Genomic DNA, 21,609 nt, shown 5'->3' with positions numbered 1-21,609 from the left:
GCGACTTACTTTGGGTTTCGGATTAGGAGCCAAAAAAGATTGATAAGCCCCCAAATACGAAGAAAACGAACACTGATAGAACTAACGTGCAAAATATCCACCAAAACAGCTTGAAGGAAGGTTCTTTATCTGACGATGTCATGGTGTTGCCTGCCATTAGTTCAGTGAGTGTGAATGCAACTCCACTTTACCGTTGTAGAAGCTCGGAGCTAATGAGCTCCGAGCCTCTACTACGGTAGTAATTTTTGGCTACTACCAGTTTCATGCTGCCGCCGGATTACCCTTTAGCAGGGCAGAACGCCTCAGCCTGACCGGGCCGCCGGAACTCAACGCTGAAGCCCATCCCTATCAGGACGCGGTTCCGTTCGGCGGCCGAGTGGTCGAGGAATTCCCCGACCGCTCATCATCGCTGCCCTGTACAACCGGTCCGGCTACGAAAGCGTGTTCATTTTCATTGCCGCCTCCTGGATGTTCGGAGCCCTCGTGCTTGCCGTCTTCGACCCGCGGACCCGGCATGCCCGTCTCACCGGGGCACCGTCAAGCCTGGTTGGCGCTACGCCGCTCCATCTTTTTTCGAATGGCGAGAAAGGCTATGCCGCTGATCATGATGTGGACGAGAACCAGTGCGATTGCATCTGGCTCGACAAAGACTGCCGATACACCGGAATCAAACCACTCGAACCCGCCGAGCAGAATTCTGTTGATTGACAGCTGAACCACGTGGAATGCGATGCAGATGGCAAGCGCCCCGGGAACCGGTATCCGTCGTGCTGCTGCCAGTGCGAGGCCAAAAAATATGAGTTGGAGGAAGTAGGCGATTGCGTCGTTTCCCGGCGGAACCAGAGCCAGCCCGCTCGTTTCCACGCCCAGCAGCAGTGCCGAGCCTGTTTGCATGATGCTGATAACGGCAGAGCTCAGCGGGAAGAGCGCAGTGACAACCAGGGTGGAGAGGAAGGGGGTCCAGCTTTCCCGGATTGTTGTCCACGCGTAGCCCCGCAGCGCCATTTCCTCGGGCAAAGCCTCGTAAAAGGTGAGGAGCAAGGCGTTGACCAGGAAGAACATCATCAGCTGCGGCAGATCTACGTTTTCGATCGCCAGCCACCCCGCCCCCAGAGCCGGCAACCAGACAAGGCACGCGGTGGCAAGGGCGACGGCCACGCCGATAGCCGCCGGTCGCGTTGACCGGCGCGCCAGACCAAGCCCGTTCAGTGACTTGTGGTCGATCCTCCGGCGCAGCAACAACACCGCGGGAACCACCAGAGCGGACACCAATAGCGCCTGTATGGCGGCAAGTCCGGCTTGCCCGAGGCTGAACCATTCGTTGAAAAGCCGCCCCAGAGTCACCGAGAGACCGATCCCGGCGCAGAGAATCAGCCACGCCATAACCGCGCGGAGAATCGATGTGGCACGGGCCGGGGCGCGGGTCTGCTCACCGAGAGGTTGAGTCATGGTGAACGATGCTAGCAGTGCGGGCGGGACAGTCGCTTGGGGGGTGCGCCACCATAACGGTCCTTGGACAGTGACAGAGTGGTACGGAACCGCGCTGGGCACCCTGCCGGTTCCCGGCCCACTAGGCTGTGGCGGTGCAAAGAGAGCCATAATGGGCAGGCCCGGCGTCGGCGACCATCTTGCAGCGACGGTTGACCCCGACATCCGCGAGCAGCAGGCGGCCGTCTTTACGCCCCGGGCTTCGAGTGGTCACGCACGGCACTGATCCGTGACCTGCAGGGGCGGAATTCGGCGTTGGTGGCACGTTGTGCGGTAGGTGACGCTTACCGGGACGCCCGACGCTGAGTATCTTGGCAGGATGGGGCCAGCGGCAACAACCGATCATCCTGTCCTGGCTTCATGCGCTGCGAGGAACAAACGAACCTGCGGCCCGGTAGGCCAGTGAAATCGTTTCGCTGCGGGCTGTGACATGTGGTTCCGGCGGGCGCCTGAGAACGAGGAGTTCGCCGATCATGGTCATAAAGAAAATCAAGCACCCAACCGTCGAGGAACGGGTTGCCAGGGGCAAAGGCTGTCGGGAAAAGACGCCCCTTTCCAGCCACGCGGGATGGGCGCCCGCCCCCGACAGACCCGACCCTGTAGCGCTCCTGGAGGAACAGAACCTCACCCGGGACTCCGATCTTGTGCCGGTGCGGCACGGCCGGATGCTGGCCTCCCCGTTCACGTTCTACCGGGGCGCGGCCAAGGTCATGGCTGCCGATCTGAAGGACACGCCGCGGGCCGGCCTGTCCGTCCAGCTGTGCGGAGACGCCCACCTGTCCAACTTCGGGCTGTTTGCCTCCCCCGAGCGAAACCTGCTCTTCGGGCTGAACGATTTCGACGAAACCCTCCCGGGACCGTTCGAGTACGACGTCATGCGGATGTCGGCAAGCTTCACGATCGCGGCGCGGAACAACGCGTTCACCAAAAAGGAATCGCGGGAGGCGACGCTCACGGCGGTGAAGGCCTACCGCGAAGCGATGACCGAGTTCTCGCAGATGCGCAATTTGGATATCTGGTACGCGCGGCTGTCCGAGGATCTGTTGAAAACCATGGAGGAGGGCACGGCATCCCAGAACGGCAAGGCCGCGAAGGAGTCCCGGAAAGTGGAAAAGGTGCTGCGAAAGTCTGTCGCCAAGGCCCGCACCCGGGACAGCCTGCAGGCGCTGTCCAAGCTCGCCGAACTGGTGGACGGAAAGTACCAAATTGTCAGTCAGCCGCCCATCGTCATTCCCGTCCGGGAGCTGGAGGACGCGTACGGCATGTCCGGCGATGAGGTGCAGCAGGCGATCCGTGAGCAGCTTCGGTCCTACCGCGCCACACTGCCGGATGACCGGCGTGTCCTGCTCGAGCGATTTGAAGTCATCGACGCCGCCCGCAAGGTCGTGGGCGTCGGCAGCGTCGGTACGCGGTCCTTCATCGTGTTGCTCCAGGGCCGTGATCAGCAGGATCCGCTCTTCCTCCAGATCAAGGAAGCCACGAGATCGGTGCTCGAGGATCATTTACCCAAGAGCAAGTTCAGTCAGCCGGGCGAGCGGGTGGTGCAGGGGCAACGGATGCTGCAGGCCGCGAGCGATATCTTCCTGGGGTGGACCAGGGGTGTGCAGGACAACCGGTACCTGTACTGGCGGCAGCTGCGGGATATGAAGGGCTCCGCCGCCGTGGAAGCGATGCGCCCGGCCGGCATGGTGTTATACGCCCAGGCATGCGGCTGGGCTTTGGCGCGGGCACACGCCCGGTCGGGGGATTCACTTGCGATCGCCGCCTACCTTGGCAAGAGCGGAAAGTTCGACCTGTCGATCACGGATTTCTCCGAGCGCTACGCCGATCAGAACGACAAGGACTATCAGGCTTTCGCGGACGCAATTAAAGCTGGACGTCTGGAAGCAGTAGAGGGAGTTTAGGCCAGCCGTCGACAGCATGACGGCAAAGACGGATGTATCGAGCAACATGTAATTGTCGATACGCTCGCTCCACGCCCATGGTGCTCTTTGTTGGCCTGGTCCCGTTTGAGCACCGGGACCGCGAAGTGTTTCAGGAATTCGACATCAAGGCCTGGTTCGATACCGGCGCCAAGCGCGTGATGGTGCTGGACCATGCCGAGCGGGCGTCCGAAATCGTTGCCGAGGCGATCTTCGCCGCGATGAGCGGCCGCCCGGGCCCCGTCGTCGTCGGCCTCCCCGAGGACATCATCCGGCAGGAAATCAGCGCCGTCCTGCATCCGCCGATTCCCGTGGCCCCCGGCGGCATGACCGTGACGGATTGGAAGGCGCTGCAGGCCGCACTGAAGGTGGCGGAGAAACCGCTGTTTGTGACCGGCGGTAACGACTCGACGCAGGAAGGAGGACACGTTTCCGGGACAGTTGCAGCATCCCATACCCGACGCGGGGGGTGGGAGTGCCGTTGAGCGGGAACAACCCGCCGGGAGTGGGACGGTCAACTGACATGGAATTCCTCTGTGTCCGGCCGGGTGCTGATATATCAACAGCATGAGCCATGCTGTTGATATTTCGAAGGGGGGAGCGGTATCGCTCCCATCAACTCTCACGAAGGGAAGTCCGGGCCTCCCAGAGAGATCTTTTGGCGGCGCGATGACGGCCAGCCGCGCCGGGGCCACAATCGCACTGTCAAAACCGGACGGGATTCTGCACGGTGTGGTGGACTCTGCACGGCTTGGCGAAAGCCTGTTCAGGCGTTTGCTGACGTGCCATGTGCGGGTTTCGATGCGGAGTTCCTGCCAGCAAAGGGAGGGCGCCGACCATGGCCGCAAAGAAAATCGAGATCATGGCCGCCGATCCGGAGGACACACCACGTCTCGGCCCGATGGGTGACGTACGCAGCCCTCTGGGAGGGGAAAGGCCGGATGATTGCCGCTTCCACAACTTATCCTGCGCCAGACGAGCTTGCGCCCCCCGCAGACACATTGATTACGCACGGTACCGAGGGTGACAGGTTCACCCATAGCTCCCGAACCCTAGGATAGAGAGGTGACCGGAACCTCGAAATTTCCCAGCCCGTCCGCCTCCGTCGGCTCGTCAGAGCCGAAAGCCGGGAGCAACCTCAGTTCGCTGCAGGCCGCACGCTCCGCGGTATCCGCGCTGACCGCGGCAGGGGTGACCGACGTCGTCATCTCCCCGGGCTCGCGCAGCGCACCTCTGGCCTATGCCCTGGCGGAGGCCGAAGTGCAGGGCCGGGTTACGGTGCACGTGCGGATCGACGAACGCGTCGCCGGCTTCACCGCCCTGGGCCTGGCCCGCGGCGGCCACCGCCCGGCGGCCGTCATCACCACCTCGGGCACCGCGGTGGGCGAACTGATGCCCGCCGTAATGGAGGCCCACCACGCAGGTGTGCCGCTGGTGGTGCTCTCCGCCGACCGCCCCGCGGAGCTGCACGGCACCGGCGCCAACCAGACCACCGTGCAGCCCGGGATCTTCGCCGAGTTCCCGGCCTCCACCGCCAACGTCCGCGCCGGAGAAGATCCCGCCGGAGCTATCGGCGCCGCCTTCGACGCGGTCAGCGCCGGCAGCCCGGTGGGGCCGATCCACATCAACCTGCAGTTCCGCGACCCGCTGATCCCGCAGGACGGCGACGCCGCCGAACTGGCAGTCCCGGTCGCCGGTCGTTCGGAAGAACTGCCCGCAGAACCCGCCGCCACCGGCCGGGACGCCGCCGCGCTAACGAACCAGCCCGGCACCCACCGCGCCGTCGTCGTCGCCGGGGACGGCGCCGGCGAGATCGCAGCCCTGTTTGCGCGCCGCGCCGGCCTGCCGCTGCTGGCCGAACCGTCCTCGAACGCCCGCTTCGGCCCGAACGCGATTGGTGCCTACCGGCTGCTGCTGGAGGAGCTCGGCCCGGAGATCGAGCGCGCGGTGGTCTTCGGCCGGCCCACGCTGTCCCGTCCGGTCGCCGCGCTGCTGGCCCGCCGCGACGTGGAGAAGGCGATCTACGTGCCGCGTCCGGTGAACTGGTTCACCGCCGGCCGACGGCCCGAAACCATCATCACCGATCTGGCCGGCCTCTTCGACTTCGCCGGCGCGGGTGCCCCCGGCTGGCTGGAACGCTGGCAGGCCGCCTCAGCCGCGGCGACGGCGGCGCTGTCCGCGCTGCTGGACGGGCAGAGCGAGCTTAATGGCCTGCATGTCGCGGACCTGGTCTGGGACCACACCGACGGGAACCTGGTGCTCGGCTCCTCCAACCCGATCCGCGACCTGGACCTGATGGCCGCTCCGGACTGGCATCCGCTGGATGTCTACGCCAACCGGGGGCTGGCCGGGATCGACGGCACCATCGCCACGGCGGCGGGCATCGCGCTGGCCAACGGTATCCCCACCCGGCTGCTGCTGGGTGACCTGACCTTCCTGCACGACGCCGGCGCCCTGCTGCTCGGCACCGGCGAGCCGGAGCCGGACCTGCAGATTGTGGTGCTGAACGACGGCGGCGGCGGCATCTTCTCCACTCTGGAGCACGGCGCGTTGGGGGAGGAGCAGGCGGAGTACACCGCCGTCGTCGAGCGCTTCTTCGGCACCCCGCACACCGTGGACGTGTCGGCGCTGGCCGCCGCCTACGGCGTGCCGCACCGGCTGGTCCGCAGCGTGGACGAGCTCGACGCCGCCCTGGACGCTCCGATCGCCGGCCGCTCCATCCTGGAGGTCCCGGTGCAGCGCGCCTCGCTGCGGGATCTGCACGCCCGGGTGAAGAGCGCCGTTCAGGCCGTCCTAGCCTAAGGTCGAGTGTCGGGATAAGGCCGGAAAGCCGCGTCCATAGTCGGAGCCCTACCGCTTTGACGCGAGGATTCGCGCGGGAGCCCTACACTCGGCGGGGTGAAGCGGCGTGAGCTCTACACTCGGCGGGGTACGGCAGCGGGCCGAGAACAAAAAGGCAGCCCTCCCGGGCCGAAACGCGGAAGGGCTGCCTGCTGTGGAAGGTAAGACGCCTAAAGGACCTTGGACAGGAACTCTCGGGTGCGCGGATGCTGCGGGTTATCCAGCACATCGGCCGGCCTGCCCTGTTCCACCACGACGCCGCCGTCCATAAACACCACGCGGTCACCGACCTCGCGGGCAAAGCCGATCTCGTGGGTGACCACCATCATGGTCATCCCCTCTTCGGCCAGCTGGCGCATGACGGCGAGGACATCGCCCACCAGCTCGGGGTCCAGTGCGGAGGTGGGCTCGTCAAAGAGCATCATGTCAGGGTCCATGGACAGCGCACGGGCAATGGCCACGCGCTGCTGCTGGCCGCCGGAAAGCTGGGCCGGGAACGCATCGCCGCGGTCGCCCAGACCCACCTTGGCCAGGTTCTTGCGGGCAACTTCCTCGGCCTGGGCCTTTCCTCGCTTCTTGGCGCGGCGCTGGGCCAGGGTGAGGTTCTTCAGCACGTTCAGGTGCGGAAAGAGGTTGAACTGCTGGAACACAATGCCGATCCGGGTGCGCACCTTGTCCAAGTCGGTCTCGGGATCGGTGATGTCCACGCCTTCCACCAGGATGGTGCCGCTGGTGGGCTCCTCGAGGCGGTTGACGCAGCGCAGCAGGGTGGACTTGCCGGAACCGGACGGGCCGATCACGCAGACAACCTCGCCCTGGTCCACATGGAAGTCGATGCCCTTAAGCACCTCGTTGGACCCAAAGCTCTTGTGCAGGTTCTGCACTTCAATGGCGGGCACCGCTTTGCTGGCGGCGGCGGGGGAGCTGTTTACCTCAGTGCTCATGACCTTCACCGGCCTCTCTGGTTGTGGCGTTCAAGGCGAGCCACCAGCTGTGTCAGCGGCAGCGTGATGATCAGGTACATCAGGGCGGCCAGCACCAGGGGGGTGGCGTTGGCGTTCTGGGAGACCGCATCGCGGGCAAACGTGGTCAATTCTCGGTCCGCCAGCGCCATGCCGGCAATGAAGAGCAACGAGGTGTCCTTGATCAGGATGACCAGCTCATTGGTCAGCGGGGGAGTGATGATGCGGAACGCCTGCGGCAGGGTCACGGAGACCATGGTCCACGCGGGGCCCATGCCCAGGGAACGTGCCGCCTCAATCTGTCCGGCCGGAACCGCCTGGATGCCGGCGCGGATGGTTTCGGCAATGTAAGCGGCGGAGACCACAATCAGGGCAATCAGCCCGGCTCCGGCGTTGCCGCCCGGCGGGCGCCAGGAGAACGCAATCGGCACGGCGAAGGCAAAGGCAAAGATCACCAGCAGGGCCGGCAGCCCGCGGAAGATTTCAATGTAGGCCGTGGCGGCCCAGCGGTACGGTGCCACGGGGGAGAGCTTCATCAGAGCCAGGATAAGACCCAGGATCAGACCGCCGGCAAAGGCGATGGCGGTGTAAATGATGGTGTTCTTCGCAGCCACGGTGATGATGGTCGGGAAGGCCTTCTTGGCTACCTCCACGTCAAAGAAGTTCACCCCGATGGCTTTCCAGTCCGCAAGCAGGACTATGGCCACGATGACCAGGACGAAGACGGCATACAGGACGCCCCGGAAGAGGCGTCTGCGGGTGGACGGTTTCAAAGTGGAGCCTTCCGCGGAAGATATGTGGCGCCGTCCCGGACTCTTTCAAATCCGGAACGGCGGAACGTGCAGTTCTTTGTCAGTGCTTAATCAGCGAAATACGAGTCGTAGATCTCGGTGTACTTCCCATTGTCGCGCAGTTCGGTCAGCTGGGTGTTGATTTCGTCAACGAGCACGGTATTGCCCTTCTTGGCCGCGAAGCCGTAGGACTCATCCGTGGGGTATTCCTCGACGATCTGGAATTCGCCGTCCTTGGTGTGGTTCGTGTTCACGGCAATGTCCTGAAGGATCGAGCCGATGCTGCCGGCCTTGATCGCCTGGAACATCTCGCCGTCGCCGGGGTACTCGATGATCTCGGCGTCCTTGGCATTTTCCTTTGCATAGGCGGCGCCGGTGGTGGACTGCTGTACGCCAACCGTGGTGCCGGCAAGATCATCGATGCCCTTGATATCCGAACCCGCGGGAACCAGGAGAGTCTGCACCGAATCGAAGTACGCGTCGGTAAATTCCACGTTCTCCGCCCGTTCCGGCGTGATGGTAATGGCGCTGGCGCTAATGTCGCACATTCCGGCGTTCACTGCCGTACCGCTTTGGATGGCCTCAAATCCCTGCTGCTGGATTTCCACTTCCAGATCCATGCCCGCAGCGATTTCCCGCATCAGATCGATATCGAAACCGGTGTATTCTCCGTTTTCCTCGTATTCAAAAGGCTCAAAAGGAATTTCGGAGCAAACAGTCAGCGTCCCCTCCGAAACCAGACCCAGACCGGAATCGGCGCCGGCGTCAGTAGATGAATTGTCGCCGCCGCAGGCGGTCAGCGCCAGGGCGCCCAGGGTTACCGCGGCAAGCGCAGTTTTGCGTGCTTTGTTCAGCATGGATCTACAACCTTTTCGTGGACGGAGCCAGTGGCGATTGCCCCTTCGTAAACAGATGAAAGCAATCTAGATTGTACGCACGTCATATTTCGTCGAGGTATCGACACCGACGGCGAGCCGCGGCTCCGGGCCGCACGCCTTACTCGGTGAAGTACTTGTTGTAGAGCTCCTGATACTTGCCGTTGCTGCGCATCTCGGTGAGCTGGGTGTTGATCTCAGCGATCAGCTCTTCGCTGCCGTCCTTCTTCGCGGCCAGGCCGTAGGACTCACCCGTGGAGTAGGTCCCGGCGATGCTGTATTTGCCGTCGTCGGTGTGCTTGAGGTTCACGGGCAGGTCCTGCAGCACGCCGTCGATATTGCCGGCCTGCAGCGCCTGGAACAGCTCCGCATCGGTCTGGTAAGCGATGACCTCCGTATCCGAGGGAGCATTCTCTCGGGTGTAGGTTTCGCCGGTGGTTCCCTGCTGGATGCCGATCTTCTTGCCTGCCATGTCCTCCAGGGACTTGGCGGTTGAACCGGCAGATACCAGCAGTGACTGCAGCGAGTCATAGTACGGGTCGGAGAAGGCCAGGTTCGCTTCGCGCTCCGGGGTGATGGTCATGGCAGCTGCCACGATGTCGCACTGGTTGGCGGCCAGGACGGTCCCGCTCTGCAGGCCGTCAAAGCTGGCGTTCTGCACCTCGAGTTCCAGGCCCATGCCGGCGGCAATTTCGCGGCTGAGATCCATATCGAAGCCGGTGTATTCGCCGTCTTCGCCCACGAACTCGAAGGGTTCAAACGGAACATTGGAGCAAACCGTCAGTGCGCCGTCGTTCACCAGGGGAATCCCGGATTCCGTTTCAGCCGTTCCGCCGCTGCAGGCGGTTGCGGTCAGGGCACCGAGGGCCAGGACGGCTGCCAGGGCGGTGCGGGCTTTGTACAGCATGGGAATTACAACCTCAGATCGGAAGGGACGGAACCGGCTCCGGTGAGCCGGCACAGCTGCCAAGTGGCGAATGTATAAATATGCATGCCCCCTCAATTATACGCACTTTCGAGCGGTGTACATACAGAACCTGCGTCACACCGTCAAGGGTGTCTCACGTTCGCCTAAGAGGCGACGGCGGCACCGACGGCCCGGTCCAGCTCCAGGGCTTCCAGCATGGGGCGGAACTTACTCCAGGTTTCGGCGAGCTCCGCAGTCGGATTGGACCCGGCGACAATGCCGCAGCCAGCATAAAGGCGCACGGTGTGGGGATCCTCGATCACGGCGCCGCGCAGTGCGATGCCCCATTCGCCGTTGCCTGCGGCATCCATCCAGCCCACCGGCCCGGCATACGGGCCGCGGTCCATATGTTCAAGTTCACTGATCAGCTCACCGGCTACGCTCGTCGGGAAGCCGCACACCGCCGCGGTGGGGTGCAGCGCCTCCACCAGTGCCAGCGGCGTGGGGATTCCGCCGTCGGCTGTGGGGGCCAGCTCAGCGGTGACGTCCGAGGCCAGGTGCCACACGTTGGGCAGCTCCAGGACAAAAGGTTCGCTGTGCGAGGTCATGGAAGAGGTGAAGGGCTGCAGCTGGCGGGTCAGGGAATCAATGGCGATTTGGTGCTCGTGCCGCTGCTTGTCGGAACCGGCCAGGACCCGCTGCGGATATTCCGGATCATCAGCGGGTGCGGTGGCGCGGTCCAGCGTGCCTGCCAGGACGCGGGCGCGGGCAACACCGTTTTCCACCTTGATCAGCATTTCCGGAGTGGAGCCGATGAGGCCGTCTACGGAATACGTCCAGCACCTGCGGTACCGCAGGGCCAGCTCGCGCAGCACCTGTGCCGCGGACACCGGCGATCCCAGCGAAGCCACGATGTCGCGGGCCAGGACAATTTTGCTGAGGTCGCCGGCGTTGATGTGCGCCACGGAGCGGGCCACGGCGTTCTTCCATTCGGCTTCGCTGAGGATGCCGGGCAGGATCCGGTCTTCGGGATCCGGTTCCCGGGCAACCGGAACTTCATCCAAATAGAGGGCGAGGGCAGACTGCGCGGAGGCGGGGCTTAGCTCCGCGTCGGGGTCCGCAGTGGTCTGTGTGATCCAAGCGACGCCGTCGCGGGATCCCACCACGATCTCCGGAACGATGAGCCGGGATTCAAAGGGGGAACGCTTGGAAAAACCGAAGGAGCCAAAGGCTGCCAAGCCGCTGCCGGGAATAGACAGCGGGTTCTGGATCTCGGCATCGGAGGACAGCTTCAGCCACCACTGCTGAGCATCGGCAAAACGCTCGGGTCCGCTGGCGGTGAAGCGGGCGCTCTCACCAAAGCCCACCAGCCCCTCACCGCTGCGGATCCAGGCAAGCTGGTCGTTGAGGACCAGGTACTCCAGCAGCCCTATTGTGGCGGACAGCTCACCAATGGGCACGGTCAGGGAACGCAGGGTGGTCATAATGACTCCAGCCTACTCCTCGCACGGATATGCCCCGGGCGGATCCTTCCGGGGTGACGCGGAGCCGGGCCGGACCCCGTGAGGAGGATGACACCGGCGACTACGCGTTCGGTCCCGTGGACATTCTTTGAGACAATGATCGAGTGAAGCGCGCATCGTTGGAAAAACGCCCGGATGAAGTCGCTGCCATGTTTGACGACGTGGCACCGAAATACGACGTCGTAAATGACGTGCTGTCCATGGGACAGACACGCCGTTGGCGCCGCCTGGTGGTGGACGCCGTAGGCGCCCGGCCCGGCCAGCGGGTGCTGGACCTGGCAGCCGGCACCGGCACCTCCAGCGAGCCCTACGCGGACGCCGGCATCAATGTGGTTGCCTGTGATTTCTCCCTGGGCATGCTCAAAGTGGGCAAGCGCCGCCGCCCGGACATCGATTTTGTGGCCGGTGACGCTACCAACCTGCCGTTCGAGGACAACTCCTTTGACGCCTCCACCATCTCCTTTGGCCTGCGCAACGTGAACGAGCCTAAAAAGGCGCTCTCCGAAATGCTGCGGGTCACCAAGCCCGGCGGGCGCCTGGTCATCGCCGAGTTCTCCTCGCCCACGGTTCCGGTGTGGCGGACCATGTACACCGAATATCTGATGCGGGCCCTTCCCCCGATCGCCCGCAAAGTTGCCTCCAACCCGGATGCCTACGTCTACCTTGCCGAGTCCATCCGCGCCTGGCCGAACCAGGACGGCCTGGCCGCCTGGATCTCGGAAACCGGCTGGGAAGACGTCGCCTACCGCAATCTCTCCGGCGGCATCGTGGCCATCCACCGTGCCGTAAAGCCGGGGAGGACAGCCATCTAAGTGAACGTCCTCATTGTCGGAGCCGGCCCCGCCGGTTCCACCGCGGCCTACTACCTTGCGAGTGCAGGTGTGGAGGTCACGGTTCTGGAAAAGACCGCCTTCCCAAGGGAAAAGGTGTGCGGTGACGGGCTCACGCCCCGCGCGGTGCGTGAAATTCAGCTCCTTGGCCTGCCCCACGAAGAAGCCGAGGGCTGGCGCCGCAACAAGGGTCTGCGACTGATTGCCGCTGGACGCACCGTTGAGCTGCCCTGGCCGGTGCTCTCCGATTTCCCCGACTACGGACTGATCCGCACCCGCCTGGGCTTTGACGAGGCTCTGGCCCGCCACGCGCAGGCCGCCGGTGCGGTCATCCTGGAACGGCATTCGGTCACTTCCGCGCTGCGCGGCGAGGACGGCCGGGTCACCGGAGTGGTGGCCAATGTGCTCGACGACGCCGGCCGGCGCACCGGACAAACCCGCGAATTCCTTGCCGACGTGGTGCTGGCGGCGGATGGCAACTCCAGCCGCACGGCACTGAGCCTGGGCATCGAAAAGCGCGACGACCGGCCGCTGGGCGTGGCCGTACGCACCTACTTCGAGAGCCCGCGCACCAATGACGACTGGATGGAAGGCTGGCTGGAACTCCCTGACGCCGCCGGTAATCCGCTGCCCGGTTACGGCTGGGTTTTCGGTGTGGGCGACGGAACCTCCAACGTGGGCCTGGGGATCCTGAACTCCTCCAAGGAATTCGGGAAACTGGACTATCGCAAGGTGCTGCGGGACTGGACCGCCGGCATGCCCGCCGAATGGGGTTTCACCCCGGAGAACCAGGTGGGGGAGATCCGCGGCGCGGCCCTGCCCATGGGTTTCAACCGGACGCCGCACTACTCCCCGGGGCTGCTGCTGCTGGGCGACGCCGGCGGCATGGTTTCTCCGTTCAACGGCGAAGGCATCTCCTATGCCATGGAATCCGCGCGGTTCGCCGCCGACTTCATTGTGGCCGCCGAGGCCGGGGCCCGCACCCCGGGAATCCTGTCCGCTCCGGCTGCCTTTGATGACCGGCTCTCCGGCTATGCTGACCACGTCCGCGCCGAGTGGGGAAGCCACTTCACGTTGGGGAAGATCTTCGCCGGACTGATCGGCAAGCCCGCCATCATGAAGCTGGCGCTCCGCACCGGGATGCCCATTCCGGTGCTGATGAAGTTTGTGGTGCGGATGCTGGCCAACCTCACGGATCACAGCAGCAAGGGTTTGGAGGATAGAGTTATTGCCGTGCTGGAAGCCCTTGTCCCGGCAGCCTCGAACCAAGACGCCCCATCCCGCCAGCTCTCCACCCCGCTCCGACGAAAAGTTAGTCTGAAACCGTGACTGAATCCTCGAACACCAGCCCGGATACTGCCGCTGACGATGCCGTGCGTGCGCTGCCGGCCGGCTTCTCGCTCATCGCCGAAGACCCTGAGCTGGGTCCGTCAATCGCTGCATCCCTGGAACTGGTCGAAGCCCGGCTCCTGGACGCCATCGCCAACTCTGATCCCTTTGCCGACGCCACCTCGCGCCATCTGGCACAGGCCGGCGGAAAGCGCATCCGCCCGCTGCTGACCCTGCTGGCATCCCATCTGGGCCCGGAGCCGGCCAGCGACAAGGTGATCCAGTCCGCCGTCGTCGTCGAGTTGACGCACCTGGCCACGCTTTATCACGACGACGTGATGGACTCCGCGCCGCTGCGACGCGGTGCGCCCACCGCCCACGAGGTGTGGGGAAACTCGGTGGCGGTGCTGACCGGGGACCTGATTTTTGCCCGGGCCTCGTCCCTGGTGTCCGAACTCGGCGGCGAAGCGCTGGGCATCCAGGCGCGGACCTTCGAGCGGCTCTGCATGGGCCAGCTTCATGAAACCGTAGGCCCGTACGAGGGCCAGGACTCCCTGGAGCATTACCTGTCCGTTATCTCCGGCAAGACCGCCTCGCTGATCGCGGCCTGCGGGCAGTTCGGTTCGCTCTTCTCCGGCGCCGACCGCCAGGCCGTGAACATCATGGTGGAATACGGCGAAAAGGTGGGCACCGCGTTCCAGCTGGCCGACGACGTCATTGACGTCACCGGCCGCGAAGCCAAGTCCGGCAAGACTCCGGGCACTGATCTGCGCGAAGGCGTTCCAACCCTGCCGGTGCTGCTGCTGCGCCGCAACGCGGCAGCGGGCGACGCCGAGGCGGCCGCGGTGCTGGAGCTGGTGGACGGGGACCTCAGCTCGGACGCCGCGCTGGCCGCCGCTGTCGAGGCACTGCGGGAAAACCCGGCCACGACCGAGGCCTGGGCTGTGGCCCGGCAGTGGTCGGACGAAGCAGTTGCCGCCCTTCAGCCGCTGCCGGACACCGTGGTGAAGCAGGCTCTGGCGAGCTTTGCAGTGGCAGTAGTGGAACGGGACGTCTAGAGCCCGTAGTCCGAGACCGTGAGGACGGCCCGCAGCTCCGCGGCCTTCCGGGCCCGGACCGCCGGGTCAACGATCGGGCGCTTAGGCGTGAAATAGAGCCCGTCGTTGTCCCAGCGCGGCAGCACATGCTGGTGGTAGTGCCACACATGCTGGCTTCCGGCGGGCTCGTTGTGCTGCCGGGTGGTAACGCCGTCCGGCCGCCACGCCCTCTTGATGGCCACGGCAATGTCCCGGCTGAGGATCATGAGGCGGGCGGCGACGTCGTCGGGCAGTTCATACAGCAGCTCAAAGTGCTCCCGGGGCGTCACCAGGACGTGGCCCGGCTCCGGATCGAAACCGTGCGAGGCGATGAACGCCAGCACCAGCTCGTCCGAATACACCAGGTCTCCGGGTTCACAGAGGTTGCCGGGGGCCACGAAGTCCCCGGAGGCCATGTCGCAGAACGGGCACTGATAGTTCTCCGGCGCATGGCTGGGCCACACCTCATTGACGGTGCCGGGCTGCTGCATTCGGGCTCCTTCCGGGAAGGGGTTAGTTCGGATCTTCCTCGAAGACCCACTCGAACATGTCAAAGACGTATTCGCTGAAGGTGCCTTCTTCGCTCTGCCAGTCTCCGCGGGCGTTGTTGCGCCGCCAGACAATCGGGTCCGGGACATCCAGCTGGTCCACGCGGAAGCCCCAGGCGAACTTTTCATCCTCGTCTTCGAGGAAGAGCAGGTAGCCGTCTTCGATCTCCAGCTCGTCCGGGTCCCAGAAGAAGTGGTACGCCTCCATGAGGTCTTCACTGTTGCCCAGGGCCAGGTAGAACTCCCGCAGCACCAGGGGGATGGGGAAGTCATGGGCATCCAGCATCTCATTCAAGATGTCAGCGGGGATGCCGTCTTCTTCTTCGCGCCAGTCGTCCTCAAGATACTTGGGGACCAGGGCTTTGAATTTGTCCAGGAACATTTGGCTCAATGGGGTCTCCAAAATTGCGGGTGGTGTACTTCAATCCTAGCCGCGCACGAAGGTCCTCAAGTGCACTCAGTCTGCGCGGAGCGCCATTCCGGGATAGTCGATGACGGCTCCGTCCGCGTCCACGGTCAGCTCGGCGGTGAAGCCCCGGGAGGTGGAACTGTAGAGCACCAGGCCGTAACCCCGGGCCTCGTCAAAAGCCGAAACCTGTGAGTAGACCTGGTCGCTGGGGAGCACCCGCAGGCTGGGCATTTCCACCCACGCCATGGTGAGTTTGGTGTCATCCGCCGGCGCGGAGCGGGTCAGCAGGTCCAGGCGGAGGATGGGCATGGTGTTGGTCAGCGGGCACAGGTCCAGATCCACGTCCTGGGCATTGTCCAGGGCACCGGAGTCTTCGATCCCGGGCGCCGGCAGCCCCGCGTCCCCCGATACCCGTGTGTCGGCGGTCCATTTGCCGTCGCTGGACCGGGTCAGTTCCAGGGACCGGGACCAGTTCGGTCCCTCGACACGGATGGCGAACCGTGTGGTTACCCAGCCCGGAGATGTGGAGAGGGTCCAGGACGCGGCGTACTCATCAGTGATCGACGTTCCACCGGCGGCGAGCTCCCGGGAACGGAAGGATACCGCCGCGGTGTCGTGGCGTGCGGCGTCCACGCCCTGCCAGCGGAGGGTTCGGGCGGGTTGCACGCTGTTGATCATCCCTTTACATTATGGTTACCGGGCGGTAGGCGGCAACGAGAGGTTTGGGTGGCCGAGTGCCGCGATCCTGCTGCTTCGCCCCCGTCGAGTGTCGCGAGGATGCCCTTCCCGGCGTCTCAAAGCGGCGTCGTCTCTACTCTCGACGGGCTCAAGCTTTCACACCACGCCGACGCCGAGCCGCCGGACGTTGAGTGCCAGGAATAAGTGCACGCGGTCGGCGGTGACGGCGGGGTCGTAGCCGGTCAGCTCGGTGATCTGTCCGAGCCGGTACCGCACGGTGTTCCGGTGCAGGCCCAGCTCGTCGGCCACAGCCGCCACCGATCCGTTCAGTGCCAGATACCGTTCCAGGGTCTCCAAGAGCTTTGAGTCGTGGGCGGCATCGAAATCCGTCAGCGGCTCCAGCGCCTCGGCAGCCAGATCGGCCAGCGGAACATCGGTTCCGGACATCAGCAGCGAGGTAAGGCTCAGCCGTTCGGGTTCATTGATACTCTGTCCGCGCTGCAGGGATTCCTTGGCCTCGAAATAGCTCCAGCGTAGCCCGGCCGGCTCGGCGTAGGAGCCGCCAACACCGATTTTCGCCGTCAGTCCGCTGCCGTAAAGGTAGTCGGAAAGGATGCGGGCCAGATCCGGGCGGGATCCTTCCGGAACCACAATCGCCAGCCGGCCGTCGACGACGGCGGTGGCGGCGCCGTCGAACTCCGAGGGCAGCGGCAGGGCAGGCAGCGAGCGCACGTGGCCGGAAGCGACTTCCACCAGGAGCGTCAGCTGGCGCCGGGCCGGAGAAATGCCGGCTCCCTGAAGACGCAGGGCGGCATCCTTGCCGGCCAGGCGGCCGGCGACGACGTCGGTGAGCAGCTGCCCGGTCACCGCCCGGTCGCGGGCCCGGCGGCGGGCCTGGTTGCTCAGTTCCACGCTGATCAGGCTCTGGGCGTAGGCGACGATATCGGGGCGCCGGAAGGGCTCGGTGATCACCAGGGCGCAGCGGTCGCGGAGTCCGGTGGGGATGGGAACGCGGTGCCCGGCGCCGGAATCAGCCCCTGACGCGGTCCCGGCCCCGGAGGTGAACAGCCGTGCACCGTACTGGTACAGCGCCACCTGGTTGCCCAGCAGCACCGCAAGTTCCTGCAGCAGCCCCGGCAGGCCCTTGCCGCCCAGCAAAGCGCCCGCCAGGGACTGATGCGCCGCCAGCAGTTCCCGCAGCTGGGTGACATGGTCCGCCGACAGTGCATCAGCCACCATCTTGCCCAGGGCCACGAACGGAGTCACGTAGGGAACCTCGAACACGGGCAGGCCGTGCTGGTCGGCCGCTTCGACCAGGGCCACGGGCACTTTGGCGTGGCTCAGCCCGGTGCCGAAACCGATGGCCAGGGCACCTGCCCGGTGCACGCTGTCCACGAAACTGCGCTGCACGGCCCCGGAACGCTGCCGCACCCCCGTGGTCAGGACCACCTCGCCGCCGCCAAGGAACGGAAACGGGTCCTCAAGTTCGGTGACGGCAACCCACTGCAGGGGTGCAGCCGGGACCGGTGCGGTCCCGCACTGGCGCAGGTCCAGTTCGGGGGCGGCCAGAAGATCGGAAAGATAAATCGGCATGGGGCAACTATAGGGGTCCTGTTTGGTCGCCTGCACAGCCGAACCGTACAGGCGTTGTTCTTTTGCCCCTTTGTGACGTGGGTTGCTCCGCATAGGTTGGAAGGAAAGCCCCGGGCAACGGAGTCCGGGCATCCTCCTCCTGAAAGGACAGTGCGAGCCATGGCCCAGACGCTGCAGAACTTTATCAACGGAGAGTTTGTCCCGGCACGGGGAACCGAATCGCTGGAAATCATCAACCCGGTCAACGGCGAAGTGGTTGCCTCCTCTCCGGTGTCCAACCAGGCCGATGTCGACGCAGCCATGGAGGCCGCTGCGGCAGCCTTCAAAACCTGGAAGCGGACTACTCCGTCCGAACGCCAGCTGATGCTCCTGCACCTGGCCGACGCCCTGGAAGCCAACTCCGCTGAACTGGTGGCTGCCCAGCACCGCAACACCGGACAGGTACCCTCGGTCATCGCCGCGGAGGAAGTCGCTGTTGGCGCCGATCAGCTGCGCTTCTTCGCCGGCGCAGCCCGCCTGCTGGAGGGCAAGTCCGCCGGGGAGTACATGGAGGACCACACCTCCTTCATCCGCCGCGAGCCGATCGGCGTCGTGGCACAGGTTGCCCCCTGGAACTACCCGCTGCTGATGGCCATCTGGAAGATCGGCCCCGCGCTGGCCGCCGGCAACACCGTGGTGCTCAAGCCCTCCGACACCACACCCGAGTCCACCCTGGTCCTGGCCCGCCTCGCCGGCGAAATCTTCCCCGCCGGCGTCCTGAACGTGGTGCTGGGCACCGGCGAAACCGGCGCCGCCATGGTGGACCACCCCGTTCCGGGCCTGGTATCCATCACCGGCTCCGTCCGTGCCGGCATCGCCGTGGCCTCCGGTGCCGCCAAAACACTCAAGCGCGCCCACCTGGAACTTGGCGGCAAGGCTCCTGCCGTTGTCTTTGCCGACGCGGACCTGAAGAAGACCGCCCAGGCGGTTGCAGAGTTCTCTTTCTTCAACGCCGGGCAGGACTGCACCGCCATCACCCGCGTCCTGGTCGAGGACTCCGCGCAGGATGAGTTTGTGGCCGCCCTGGTGGAACACACCAAGACCCTGCAGACCGGGCATGAGGATTCCGAGGAAAACTACTTCGGTCCGCTGAATAACATCAACCACTTCAACGCCGTCAACGCCGTCATCGACTCCCTGCCGGAGCACTGCAGCATTGCCACCGGCGGCAAGCGCGCCGGCGCCAAGGGCTTCTTCTTTGAGCCTACGGTGATCACCGGTGCCCGCCAGGATGACGACATTGTGCAGAAGGAAACCTTTGGCCCCGTCATCACGGTGCAGACCTTCGGCACCGAGGAAGAGGCGGTGGAGATGGCCAACGACGTCGAATACGCGCTGGCTTCCAGCGTCTGGACCTCCAACCACGGCCGGGCCATGCGTCTGGCCCGCGATCTGGACTTCGGCGCGGTCTGGATCAACACGCACATCATGCTGACGGCCGAGATGCCGCACGGCGGCTTCAAGAGCTCCGGCTACGGCAAGGACCTCTCGATGTACGGCGTGGAGGACTACACCCGGATCAAGCACGTGATGACCGCACTGGACGCCTAGTCCGGCAGTGCAAAACCGCAGTACTGACAGCCCCGCACCACCGTTTGAAAGGCACACACCCTATGAGCACCCAAGCCCTCCAGCCCACCTACCGGCTGGAGCAGAAGCGCAATATCAACGGAACGTTCCCCGGCCCCAAGTCCGTTGAGCTGAACACCCGCCGGGCGGCCGTGGTTGCCAAGGGCGTAGCCTCCTCCGTTCCGGTGTACGTCGCCGACGCCGACGGCGGCATCATCAAGGATGTGGACGGCAACTCCTTCATTGACCTGGGTTCCGGGATCGCCGTAACCAGTGTCGGTGCCTCGGATCCCGCCGTCGTCGGCGCAGTCAAGGAGCAGGTGGAGCACTTCACGCACACCTGCTTCATGGTGACCCCGTACGAGGGCTACATTGCCCTGGCGGAAAAACTGCACGAGGTCACCCCCGGGGACCACGAGAAGCGCACAGTGCTCTTCAACTCCGGCGCCGAGGCCGTGGAAAACGCCATCAAGATTGCCCGCTCCGCGACCGGGCGCGACGCAGTTGTGGCCTTTGACCACGCCTACCACGGCCGCACCAACCTCACCATGGGCCTGACCGCCAAGGCCATGCCGTACAAGACCGGCTTTGGCCCGTTTGCCTCCGAAATCTACCGGATGCCCATGAGCTACCCGTTCCGCGAGGAAAACCCGGAGACCACCGGCACCGAGGCTGCGGACCGCGTGATCCTGGCCATCGAGAAGCAGATTGGCGCAGATCAGACCGCAGCCATCCTGATCGAACCGATCCAGGGCGAGGGCGGCTTCATTGTTCCGGCTGAAGGCTTCCTGCCGCGGCTGGCCGAATGGGCCAAGTCCAAGGGCATTGTCTTCATTGCGGACGAGGTCCAGTCCGGTTTCTGCCGCACCGGCGAGTGGTTCGCCGTGCAGCATGAGGGTGTCATTCCGGACATCATGACCATGGCCAAGGGCATTGCCGGCGGCATGCCGCTCTCGGCGGTTACCGGCCGCGCGGAACTGCTCGACGCCGTCCATGCGGGCGGTCTGGGCGGCACCTACGGCGGCAACCCGGTGGCCTGTGCCGCCGCATTGGCAGCGATCGAGACCATGGAAACCTCTGATCTGGCCGGCCGCGCCCGCCGGATCGAGGAACTGGCCGTTCCCCGCCTGCAGCAGCTGGCCGAAGACACCGGCGTGATCGGCGAAGTCCGCGGCCGCGGCGCCATGCTGGCGCTGGAATTCGTGAAGCCCGGCTCCAAGACGCCGGATGCTGATATCACCAAGGCCATTGCCGCGGCGTGCCTGGCTGAGGGTGTCATCATCCTGACCTGCGGCACGTACGGCAACGTGGTGCGCCTGCTGCCGCCGCTGGTTATCGGTGAAGAGCTGCTGGCTGACGCGCTGGACGTGCTGGAAGCCGCCGTCCGCGCCCAGCTCTAGCGGTTCACGGGCCGGCCCGGAATCTCAGGGGCCGAACCGGCAACGGTGCTCAGGCCGCGCCGGACTCCACCCGGAGTCCGGCGCGCCGGCCCAGCCCGGTGACCAGCGCGTTCAGTCCTGCCTCAAAAGCGGCATCCGCGGCCCGTCCTTCCGCACGCCCGGACTGTTGCCGGACCGCTGCAGTGAAATACGGGCTGTCCGAGGCCAGTGCACCCGTGGCGAAAATGTCCGAGGGCGCCCCGGCGTCGTAGGCCGACCCGTAAATAAAGGACTCCAGCGCCACGACGGCCGGCACAATCTGCGCAGCCGGCCAGCCTGCCCGCACCAGCCCCTCGGTGACTGCCTCGTACATCGCCAGCGTGCGCGGAGCGCCGCTGACCTGCAGTACCGCGATCACCGGAATCAGCGGTGTGTGGCGGGCAAAAACATCCCGGTAGGAGCGCGCCCAGGCCCGCAGGGCCTCGTCCCAGGACAGATCCGCGAAGCCCGAAATATCCACCGAGGACATGACGTAGTCCTGCAGCCAGCGCAGCACTTCCTGCTTGGACTCCACATGGTTGTACAACGCTGACGGCGCCACCTCCAGCCGGCGGGCCAGCGCGGACATGGTGAGCCCCCCATAGCCGCCGCACGAGATAACCTCCAGCGCCGCCGCAATGATCCGTTTCTGCGAGAGCACGCGGTTCACTGGCCGCCCGGCGCTCCTGCGGCGGGGTTCGTCCCTCGTCATGTGCCCTGTTTCCTTCCGCGGTACCGGTCTTCATGGTGTCATACCGCACGGTTTGCGCCGCGCCCAACTTCCCTGAGGACGTGACGCACGCTACAGTAC

Annotated in this window: 18 protein-coding genes and 1 pseudogene; 8 read left to right on the top strand and 11 right to left on the bottom strand. The window is 64.9% G+C overall.

The features are described from left to right. Positions 1-537: 537 nt before the first annotated feature. Entirely contained in the window at positions 538-1,383 is an 846-nt protein-coding gene (locus ABIB35_RS01350) for a CPBP family intramembrane glutamate endopeptidase (RefSeq protein WP_354178228.1), read from the bottom strand. 770 nt (positions 1,384-2,153) lie between these two features. Here ABIB35_RS01350 and ABIB35_RS01345 point away from each other — a divergent pair. The 3 genes and pseudogenes from ABIB35_RS01345 (at position 2,154) to menD (ending at position 6,212) form a co-directional block, all read left to right on the top strand. Further along, a complete protein-coding gene (locus ABIB35_RS01345; RefSeq protein WP_502915696.1) occupies positions 2,154-3,392 on the top strand; it encodes a DUF2252 domain-containing protein in 1,239 nt (412 codons plus the stop codon). Between the two features lie 68 nt (positions 3,393-3,460). Next, positions 3,461-3,832 (top strand): annotated as a pseudogene (locus tag ABIB35_RS01340) (acetolactate synthase); the annotation flags it as partial. Positions 3,833-4,475: 643 nt separating this feature from the next. Further along, positions 4,476-6,212 (top strand): 2-succinyl-5-enolpyruvyl-6-hydroxy-3-cyclohexene-1-carboxylic-acid synthase, encoded by a 1,737-nt coding sequence (menD, locus tag ABIB35_RS01335; RefSeq protein ID WP_354178226.1) that lies wholly within the window; start codon positions 4,476-4,478, stop codon positions 6,210-6,212. Positions 6,213-6,421: 209 nt separating this feature from the next. Here menD and ABIB35_RS01330 read toward each other — a convergent pair whose 3' ends face one another. The 5 genes from ABIB35_RS01330 to ABIB35_RS01310 form a co-directional block, all read right to left on the bottom strand. Then, positions 6,422-7,195, bottom strand: a complete 774-nt coding sequence (locus ABIB35_RS01330) for an amino acid ABC transporter ATP-binding protein (protein ID WP_354178225.1) — start codon at positions 7,193-7,195, stop codon at positions 6,422-6,424. 5 nt (positions 7,196-7,200) lie between these two features. After that, positions 7,201-7,986 carry an amino acid ABC transporter permease gene (locus ABIB35_RS01325; RefSeq protein WP_354178224.1) on the bottom strand — a complete coding sequence of 262 codons (786 nt, stop codon included), beginning with the start codon at positions 7,984-7,986 and terminating at the stop codon, positions 7,201-7,203. Between the two features lie 86 nt (positions 7,987-8,072). Beyond that, positions 8,073-8,861 (bottom strand): transporter substrate-binding domain-containing protein, encoded by a 789-nt coding sequence (locus ABIB35_RS01320; RefSeq protein WP_354178222.1) that lies wholly within the window; start codon positions 8,859-8,861, stop codon positions 8,073-8,075. A 139-nt stretch (positions 8,862-9,000) separates the two neighbouring features. Beyond that, positions 9,001-9,786: a basic amino acid ABC transporter substrate-binding protein gene (locus tag ABIB35_RS01315; protein WP_354178220.1), complete on the bottom strand. Its 786-nt coding sequence runs from the start codon at positions 9,784-9,786 to the stop codon at positions 9,001-9,003. 164 nt (positions 9,787-9,950) lie between these two features. After that, positions 9,951-11,270, bottom strand: coding sequence for an isochorismate synthase (locus ABIB35_RS01310; RefSeq protein WP_502915694.1), 1,320 nt, complete (start codon positions 11,268-11,270; stop codon positions 9,951-9,953). A 143-nt stretch (positions 11,271-11,413) separates the two neighbouring features. On the opposite strand from ABIB35_RS01310, the gene ABIB35_RS01305 reads away from it, so the two are divergent. Genes ABIB35_RS01305 through ABIB35_RS01295 form a run of 3 tightly spaced genes read left to right on the top strand, consistent with a single transcriptional unit; the run spans position 11,414 to position 14,526 of the window. Further along, entirely contained in the window at positions 11,414-12,121 is a 708-nt protein-coding gene (locus ABIB35_RS01305) for a demethylmenaquinone methyltransferase (protein ID WP_354178219.1), read from the top strand. Continuing rightward, the gene (locus ABIB35_RS01300; protein ID WP_354178218.1) at positions 12,122-13,468 is read left to right on the top strand and encodes a geranylgeranyl reductase family protein; all 1,347 of its coding nucleotides are present in this window, start codon (positions 12,122-12,124) and stop codon (positions 13,466-13,468) included. Continuing rightward, a complete protein-coding gene (locus ABIB35_RS01295) occupies positions 13,465-14,526 on the top strand; it encodes a polyprenyl synthetase family protein (RefSeq protein WP_354178216.1) in 1,062 nt (353 codons plus the stop codon). The genes ABIB35_RS01300 and ABIB35_RS01295 overlap by 4 nt, the downstream gene beginning before the upstream one ends. Here ABIB35_RS01295 and ABIB35_RS01290 read toward each other — a convergent pair. The 4 genes from ABIB35_RS01290 to ABIB35_RS01275 form a co-directional block, all read right to left on the bottom strand. Continuing rightward, a complete protein-coding gene (locus ABIB35_RS01290; protein WP_354178215.1) occupies positions 14,523-15,035 on the bottom strand; it encodes an HIT family protein in 513 nt (170 codons plus the stop codon). The genes ABIB35_RS01295 and ABIB35_RS01290 overlap by 4 nt on opposite strands. Before the next feature lie 22 nt (positions 15,036-15,057). Next, complete coding sequence (locus tag ABIB35_RS01285) at positions 15,058-15,483, bottom strand: hypothetical protein (protein ID WP_354178213.1); 426 nt, start codon at positions 15,481-15,483, stop codon at positions 15,058-15,060. Positions 15,484-15,549: 66 nt separating this feature from the next. Continuing rightward, positions 15,550-16,179, bottom strand: a complete 630-nt coding sequence (locus tag ABIB35_RS01280) for a putative glycolipid-binding domain-containing protein (protein WP_354178212.1) — start codon at positions 16,177-16,179, stop codon at positions 15,550-15,552. A 156-nt stretch (positions 16,180-16,335) separates the two neighbouring features. Beyond that, entirely contained in the window at positions 16,336-17,772 is a 1,437-nt protein-coding gene (locus tag ABIB35_RS01275) for a PucR family transcriptional regulator (RefSeq protein WP_354178211.1), read from the bottom strand. Between the two features lie 159 nt (positions 17,773-17,931). On the opposite strand from ABIB35_RS01275, the gene ABIB35_RS01270 reads away from it, so the two are divergent. Both ABIB35_RS01270 and gabT read left to right on the top strand, forming a co-directional pair. Further along, the gene (locus ABIB35_RS01270; RefSeq protein WP_354178209.1) at positions 17,932-19,362 is read left to right on the top strand and encodes a gamma-aminobutyraldehyde dehydrogenase; all 1,431 of its coding nucleotides are present in this window, start codon (positions 17,932-17,934) and stop codon (positions 19,360-19,362) included. Positions 19,363-19,424: 62 nt separating this feature from the next. Further along, on the top strand, positions 19,425-20,780 hold the full coding sequence (gene gabT, locus ABIB35_RS01265) for a 4-aminobutyrate--2-oxoglutarate transaminase (RefSeq protein WP_354178208.1): 1,356 nt from the start codon (positions 19,425-19,427) through the stop codon (positions 20,778-20,780). Positions 20,781-20,829: 49 nt separating this feature from the next. On the opposite strand, the gene ABIB35_RS01260 is transcribed toward gabT, so the two are convergent. Continuing rightward, on the bottom strand, positions 20,830-21,510 hold the full coding sequence (locus tag ABIB35_RS01260; protein ID WP_354178207.1) for a TetR/AcrR family transcriptional regulator: 681 nt from the start codon (positions 21,508-21,510) through the stop codon (positions 20,830-20,832). Between the last annotated feature and the right edge of the window lie 99 nt (positions 21,511-21,609).

The sequence above is a fragment of the Arthrobacter sp. UYP6 genome, assembly GCF_040547315.1.
GTDB lineage: Bacteria > Actinomycetota > Actinomycetes > Actinomycetales > Micrococcaceae > Arthrobacter_B.
The sequence above is the reverse complement of the archived record's forward strand: the minus strand, read 5'-3'. Positions and strand labels throughout refer to the sequence as shown.

Coding starts and splice junctions, on each gene's coding strand:
- ABIB35_RS01275 (WP_354178211.1), bottom strand. CDS start 17,772: ATGCCGATTTATCTTTCCGATCTTCTGGCCGCCCCCGAACTGGACCTG.
- ABIB35_RS01345 (WP_502915696.1), top strand. CDS start 2,154: ATGCTGGCCTCCCCGTTCACGTTCTACCGGGGCGCGGCCAAGGTCATG.
- ABIB35_RS01330 (WP_354178225.1), bottom strand. CDS start 7,195: ATGAGCACTGAGGTAAACAGCTCCCCCGCCGCCGCCAGCAAAGCGGTG.
- ABIB35_RS01310 (WP_502915694.1), bottom strand. CDS start 11,270: ATGACCACCCTGCGTTCCCTGACCGTGCCCATTGGTGAGCTGTCCGCC.
- ABIB35_RS01260 (WP_354178207.1), bottom strand. CDS start 21,510: ATGACGAGGGACGAACCCCGCCGCAGGAGCGCCGGGCGGCCAGTGAAC.
- ABIB35_RS01315 (WP_354178220.1), bottom strand. CDS start 9,786: ATGCTGTACAAAGCCCGCACCGCCCTGGCAGCCGTCCTGGCCCTCGGT.
- ABIB35_RS01270 (WP_354178209.1), top strand. CDS start 17,932: ATGGCCCAGACGCTGCAGAACTTTATCAACGGAGAGTTTGTCCCGGCA.
- gabT (WP_354178208.1), top strand. CDS start 19,425: ATGAGCACCCAAGCCCTCCAGCCCACCTACCGGCTGGAGCAGAAGCGC.
- ABIB35_RS01290 (WP_354178215.1), bottom strand. CDS start 15,035: ATGCAGCAGCCCGGCACCGTCAATGAGGTGTGGCCCAGCCATGCGCCG.
- ABIB35_RS01280 (WP_354178212.1), bottom strand. CDS start 16,179: ATGATCAACAGCGTGCAACCCGCCCGAACCCTCCGCTGGCAGGGCGTG.
- ABIB35_RS01350 (WP_354178228.1), bottom strand. CDS start 1,383: ATGGCGTGGCTGATTCTCTGCGCCGGGATCGGTCTCTCGGTGACTCTG.
- ABIB35_RS01320 (WP_354178222.1), bottom strand. CDS start 8,861: ATGCTGAACAAAGCACGCAAAACTGCGCTTGCCGCGGTAACCCTGGGC.